The 5,334-nt window shown below is 42.7% G+C and carries 3 protein-coding genes; all 3 read left to right on the forward strand.

Going from position 1 to position 5,334, the window contains the following annotated elements:
• Nucleotides 1-920 (forward strand): type VI secretion system Vgr family protein (locus ACYUCW_RS17565; RefSeq protein WP_460409150.1); only part of this gene is annotated, 920 nt, incomplete at its 5' end.
• A 12-nt stretch (nt 921-932) separates the two neighbouring features.
• Nucleotides 933-1,988 carry a DUF2169 family type VI secretion system accessory protein gene (locus tag ACYUCW_RS17570; protein ID WP_004242737.1) on the forward strand — a complete coding sequence of 352 codons (1,056 nt, stop codon included), beginning with the start codon at nt 933-935 and terminating at the stop codon, nt 1,986-1,988.
• The coding region (locus ACYUCW_RS17575) for a DUF6531 domain-containing protein (RefSeq protein WP_460409151.1) at nt 1,981-5,334 on the forward strand (3,354 nt) is incomplete at its 3' end. The genes ACYUCW_RS17570 and ACYUCW_RS17575, both read left to right, overlap by 8 nt.

Below are 5,334 nucleotides of genomic sequence, written 5' to 3' on the forward strand. Positions count from 1 at the left end.
TCTTCACCTTATCTCAGCATCCCCATCAGCCGATGAATGATCGCTGGCAAGTGATCAGCGTCAGCCATCATGGTGTACAGCCACTGGCGGACAATAGCGGGGGCGAAGGCACACAACTGTCGAATAGCGTCTCCTTTATTCCGGGCACGCAAGAGTGGCGTCCCCCTTATCGTTATAAACCGACGGCCGACGGCGATGAAGTGGCGACGGTGGTGGGACCGCCGGGGGAAGAAATCTACGTCAATGAATATGGCGCCGTGAAAGTGCATTTTCATTGGGATCGTCGGGGAAGTGTCGATCACAGTGCCTCCTGCTGGGTACGGGTTGCCATGGGCTGGAGTGGAAATGGTTATGGTTTTTCTGCGGTACCGCGCATTGGCACGCAAGTGCTGGTCAGCTACCTGAATGGGGATATCGACAGACCGATGATTACCGGTTGTACCTATGATGGTCGTAACGCACCACCGATTAAGTTCCCAGAGAATAAGACACAAACCACTTTCCGTAGCCAAACCCACAAAGGGGAAGGTTTTAATGAATTGCGTTTTGAAGATGCCGGCGGTAAGCAAGAGGTGTTTCTTCATGCGCAGAAGGATATGAATACCCGTGTTCTTCATGATCGCACTACCCATGTTTTACACGATCATGTTGAAGTGATCGAAAACAATCAACAGATGCAGGTGAAAGGCGCTCGCACAGAAACGATAGATAAAGATAACAGCGAAACGGTAGGCCAACATAAAAAAATTACTGTAGGCAAAACATTATCTATCAATGTCGGTGAAGTCATTGAATTACGTTGTGGAGCAAGTGTGCTACGAATGGATAATGGTGGGCATGTCACGATTAATGGTCAGGAATTTAAGTTCGAAGCTACAGGTCCTGTGAAAATTACGGGTAAAGATATCGATTTAAACTAAGGGAATAGTGATATGAAAGTGAGTAACACAACCCCATTTCCTTATCTTTTATACCAAAAAGTAGGAAAAAAGGATGAGCTGTTTAATGTGATCGCATTGCGCCAAACTTTTCGGCTCAAGACTGGCGGGCATTACTCGGATTTAAATGAACAGCAATACCCTTTAAACATGGCAGATCGTTACTATCATGCACCGGAAACCAGTAGTTTAATCGAAGAAACGGATTTAGTGTGGACGCGTCCTTGCACTAATATCCATATACTGGGGGTTGCGCGCCCTAAAGGCAATCAGCCTACGGCACAATGGCGAGCAGGTATTCGCATTGAAAACTTTAGCAAAACGTGGTCTTTGTTTGGCCCTCACTATTGGGAATACCAAGAGGATCAATGGAGCTTGAGTGAACCAATACCTGTTGATGGGGTTTCTTTACGCCATGAGTTGGCTTATGGAGGAACATGGCAGTCCCCTCAGCAAGAACAGCAACAAGTAATAGAAAATCCCATTGGAATGGGGTTTTATCCCGATGTAGAGGCACTTGATAAACAAAAACGTTATCCAGCCCCTCAGATTATGGAAGATATTCGTAAAAGACCGCTTGATACGTTGTCTATTGATACTCGACAAATTAGTGAAGGTATGGGGCCTATCTCCCGTTGGTGGGCAGGGCGTGTTGAATACGCTGGAACATATGGAAAAGAGTGGCAAGAAAACCAATTCCCGTTTTATCCAGATGATTTTGATGAACGTTTTTTCAATAGTGCGCACCCGTCTTTACGCTATCCTGGATATTTATTGGGCAATGAACCTATATTATTGGAAGGTTTATTACCTGAATCATCGCGGGTCGTTACAGCATTACCTGACTATCGTGTGAAAATCATATTACAAGACATCGAAGGTGAGCTTTTCTCTTTGAAACCAGATTTAGACACACTGACTATTGACTTAGATCGTCGTCTTATCTCTGTCGTGAAACGACTTGTTATCCCCGCAAAATATCCGATTGTGGAAGCATTAATAGGCGTTTGGGTTCCAGCAGAAACAAAAGGAGCTTGTTGTAATGGCTGATAAACATGTTGGTGACGGTGAAAACCAATTCAAAGTTGTTGCAACCACCCCTGATGTTTGTCAGGTAGGGTGTTCTGCTATTCCTTTTGATAGTTTTCAAAGCTTAGATGCACAAAAGCAATATGCCTTGAGTGTTAAAGCACGTGGATATTGTACTTTGAATGTTGGTTCAATAATCAAAGGAACGCAAAGTAACACGGGGGCCGGTGTATTATCTGGAACCTCATTAGGCGGTGGAGATTGTCAAATTATTACAGGGAGCCCATCGGTCCGTATTGAAGGTCAACCTGCTGCACAAGATGGTTCATTAGTCGCAATGAACAATAACAATACATTAGGGACTTTAATTACTAATGTTGCACCTCCTGCTGAGCCGATTGAGAGCAATAAAATCCCCTGTAACAATCCGCCCGTGACATCAGAATTGTTAGAATCACTGCAAGAGATGCAACGAGAAGAACAAGAAAGTTTTATTGGGCGACTCCGTCAACAAAAACAGCAAGCGGATAAAAAAAGAGATGATTCTCTAAATGATATTGACAAACAATTAACTGAATACATTGATAATATTCGAATTGAACACATTAATACAGATTATTCATGGTGGAACAGTTTATATAATACTTCAATGGATGGAATAACTGGCCTGACTCGTGGTGGTCTTGGTTTTGTTGAAAGTACAACAAAGTCAGCTGTGGAAGCTTATTATTACATAAATCCAACCGATCTAGTTCAAAACGTGGCTCTAAATGCGAGCAAAAAAACCATCGAGGGACTTATCGAAGCAGAAAACTGGAGGTTGGGGAATAACTGTATTGAAGGTGTTAAGGAAGACGCTAAAGCCAAATATCGTGCATTAGGTAAACTTATCGATGAAGAAAAAGAAAAATTAGAGAATAAATGGAAAAAAAGTGATAGCGATAAAGTCGAAATAGTAACAAGAGGTGGGCTTGAAATAGCGACTATTGCCGCTGCTTTTTTAAAAGTGGGGAAAGTCGCTGAAGGTGCTAATGCTATTAATAAAGTAGCAGAAGGAACTAAAATAACTGAAATATCTGAAGGCACTTCTGCGGTAAATAAAGCTACTGACGTAATAAAAGCGACAGAGACCAGTAATATATCCAAAGGAAGTGAGGCAATCAAAGGGGCAGAAATCTCCGCCACAGAGAAAGGAAGTAATGCCGCTAAAGGTACTGAGGTGATCCAAAGCCCAGAAACACCGAAAATAACCTCATCAGATAATGGCATTAAAATTGAAGGAAAAACGGAAAGCGTATCTACAGAAACGCCACCTAATAAAGCTAATAATAGCCAAACGGAGAATAAATCGACATCCAGCAGCAAAGAGTCCGATGGAAACAGTACTTCTAGTGCAACCTGTAAAGGTGAGCCTGTTAATGTGGCTACTGGTGATTTTATCCAACAGTGGCCAATTATTCAGATACCGGGCTTGTTGCCGTTATCTCTACATCGTACATATAAATCCACATCAAATGCAAAGGGACTTTTTGGACCGAAGTGGGCAGACGAATGGTCACGCTGTTTACATATACTTGACGGAAACATCATCTATCAAGACAGTGATGGTGCTAATTTTACATTTATAACTCCCACAGAGGAGATCCGTGCAAGAAATGCCCATGCTCCCCATTTTTTACTCACCGGACAACGTGATGGTGATTTAACCCTTTTTGATAGTACGCAACAACAGTTTCTACATTTTAATCACAGACAAGGAAAATATCGTCGATTAAGTGCAATCACTGATTTAAATCAGCATCGTATTGATTTTATATATAACGAGCAAAGCCAGCTTGTCAGTGTGAAGCGTCATGATGGCATAGCGTTAATACTCGAATATCAACAGGATAAATTAGTTCGCATTTGCTCTGAAAGCACAACCTCATCTCCTCGAGATTTTGTACGTTGCGAATACGATACTCATGGTTATCTTAGTCAATGTCATGCCTATCAACAAAACCACTTATGGCATCGTTATTCTCCTGAGGGACTCATGGTCGCTTGGGGGGATACTGACAGTACAGAAGTGATGATTGATTATGATGAACAAGGACGTGTTGTCGCCACACGTTCACCGTCTGGTTTTTGGAATGATCGCTTTATCTATGATGATTATCAGCGCATGACAACCTACATTGACGGTGAGGGTGGATTTTCACGTTATTATTATAACGATGATAATCTGGTGACTCGCACTATCGATCCATTATGGTGTGAAACGTATACGGAATGGGAACAGCGGAAAAAGATAGCAGAAATCAATGAGATTGGTGAGCGCACAGAGTATGGTTATCACTATAATGGACTGCTTGCCTATATCTATTTACCTGATGGTAAAGCGATTTACTATGATTATAATGACTATGGTCAACTTACCCATTTCACATCGGCCTTTGGCGATGAATGGCAGCTAAGCTATGATGACAATGGCAATTTAACCATAGTGACAGATCCGCAAGGGCGTCAGCAGGTCTATGAATATAGCCAACATGGTGAATTGCTCAAAGCCATTACGCCCAATGGTGCGCAATGGCAATACCACTATAACCCTGCACATCAACTGATTAAAACCACCAATCCTTATCAACACAGCACAGAATATCATAGTGATGAATTGGGGCGTTTACTGCACTACACTGATGCGTTAAATCACACCACACGCTATCAATACAGCACTGAGCATGCCAGTACCAACGGCAGTCTCAGCAAGATTTTATTACCCGATGGGGTCGAGCAACAGATAGACTATGACAGTGAGCGCCGAGTTATCGCGGTGACGGATGGTGAAGGAAAAACCACCCGTTATCGTTATGGGCCTTTTGATGTCTTACTGGCAATGATACGCCCTGACGGCAGTGAAATTCGCTTTGAATATGATTCACTGACACGACTTAAAAAAGTAGTGAATGCGAACGGGGAGGTTTATCTTTACGAACGGGATAAAGCGGGACAAATCATTCGTGAAGTTGATTTTACGGGGCGTGAGATTTGTTATCGCTATGACCGACTAGGACGTCGCATTGCCACTCGCTATCCGGATAACCATGAACTGCGTTGGCGCTATAATGAAAGTGGCTTAGTGGTTGAACAAAGCGAATGGTTTGAAGATGAGCAAGAAAGCCGCTGCTTATCCACGACTCAATATAGCTATAACGCACGTCAACAATTGATAAAAGCGACTAATCCTGACTCGGTGGTTGAATTTGAGTATGACGACCAAGGTCGTTTATGCAGTGAACGTATTAATGGACAAGAGATTGTTCATCAATGGAATGATACTGATAATACACTGGCATTGACCCGTTTTGGTGAACGGGAGTTGCAT

Source organism: Proteus sp. MB838 (assembly GCF_054767435.1).

Coding starts and splice junctions, on each gene's coding strand:
- ACYUCW_RS17570 (WP_004242737.1), top strand. CDS start 933: ATGAAAGTGAGTAACACAACCCCATTTCCTTATCTTTTATACCAAAAA.